We start from the raw sequence: 1579 nt of genomic DNA, 5'->3' as shown, positions 1-1579 counted from the left end.
GGACCTCCTTGGCCACCAGGTTCATCCCGTCCCTGATGGGGTTCACCAGGGCCACGTCGGCCATCCGGTACGCGGCCAGCTCGTCCGCGTTCATCGCGCGGTGGCTGGAGTTCTGCGTCACCACCACCTCGTGGAAGATCGGTTCGAAGGCCTCCAGGAAGCCCCGCACGTCCTTGTCGTCACTCGCGCCCACGACACCGATCAGCCGGGAGAAGCCGAACGACTCCGTGACACCGGCCGCCGCCGCCCGCGCCCCCGCAGGGTTGTGCGCGGCGTCCAGCACGACCGTGGGGCTGCGGCGCACGACCTCCAGACGGCCGGGCGAGGCCACGGAGGCGAACGCCTTGCGGATGGTGTCGATGTCCAGCGTGCGGGCCTCCCCCGCGCCCACGCCGAAGAACGCCTCGACCGCCGCGAGCGCCACCGCCGCGTTGTGCGCCTGGTGCGCGCCGTACAGCGGGAGGAAGATCTGCTCGTACTCGCCGCCCAGACCGCGCAGCGTCAGCAACTGCCCGCCCACCGCGATCTCGCGCGAGACGACGCCGAACTCCATGCCCTCGCGGGCGACCGTCGCGTCCACCTCGACGGCCTTCTTCAGCATCACCTGCGCGGCGTCCACCGGCTGCTGCGCCAGGATCACGGTCGCGCCCTGCTTGATGATCCCGGCCTTCTCACCGGCGATCTCCGCGGGCGTGTTGCCCAGCCGGTCGGTGTGGTCCAGGTCGATGGGGGTGACCACGGCGACCGAGCCGTCGATCACGTTCGTCGCGTCCCAACTGCCTCCCATGCCGACCTCGACGACCGCCACGTCGACGGGCGCGTCGGCGAAGGCCGCGTAGGCCATACCGGTGAGCACCTCGAAGAACGACAGCCGGAAGTCCTGGCTCGTGTCGACCATCTCGACGTACGGCTTGATGTCGTTGTACGTCTCGATGAACCGCTCCGCCTCGATCGGCGCGCCGTCCAGGCTGATCCGCTCGGTGATCGACTGCACGTGCGGCGAGGTGTACCGGCCGGTGCGCAGCTCGAACGCGCAGAGCAGGGCCTCGATCATGCGGGCCGTCGACGTCTTGCCGTTCGTTCCCGTGATGTGGATCGAGGGGTAGGCGCGCTGGGGCTCGCCCAGCACGTCCATCAGCGCCTCGATACGGGCGACGGAGGGCTCCAGCTTGGTCTCGCCCCATCGCGTCGCCAGGTCGGCCTCGACCGCCCGCAGCGCCCGGTCCACCTCCGGGTCCGACGGGCGGGCCGGCACGTCGCTCTGCGGCGACCCGGCCTGGGCGCGCAGCGTGCGGCTCCCGGCCTCGATCACCGCCAGGTCGGGGTCACGGTCTCGCCCCGCGGCAGCGGATGATGTCTCGTCGGCGTCGACGATCTCTTCGAAGCGATCGGGCTCGTCGAAGGGATCGGACTCGTCGAACGGATCGGGGTGCTCACTCACGGGTCCAGTCTACGGACGGGCACCGACAGGAACGGCTGTCCGCCCGATCGCCTCCTCACCCTCCGTGTCCTTGAGGAAAACAGCCTCGTTGTTGGAGATCAGCGGCACCCGCGGTGCCAGCCACAGCCACAGGAAACC

General features: G+C 70.2%; 1 protein-coding gene and 1 pseudogene. Both read right to left on the bottom strand.

What is annotated here, in order from left to right; all coding sequences use genetic code 11:
* A partial coding sequence (locus ABZ070_RS37275; protein WP_356640633.1) for a Mur ligase family protein occupies positions 1–1441 on the bottom strand: 1441 nt, incomplete at its 3' end.
* Between the two features lie 42 nt (positions 1442–1483).
* A pseudogene (locus ABZ070_RS37270) lies at positions 1484–1579 on the bottom strand (ABC transporter permease); the annotation flags it as partial.

The organism is Streptomyces sp. NPDC006283, assembly GCF_040613325.1.
Lineage (GTDB): Bacteria > Actinomycetota > Actinomycetes > Streptomycetales > Streptomycetaceae > Streptomyces.
Note: the sequence above shows the minus strand (reverse complement) of the source record. Positions and strands in the feature narration are given on the sequence as shown.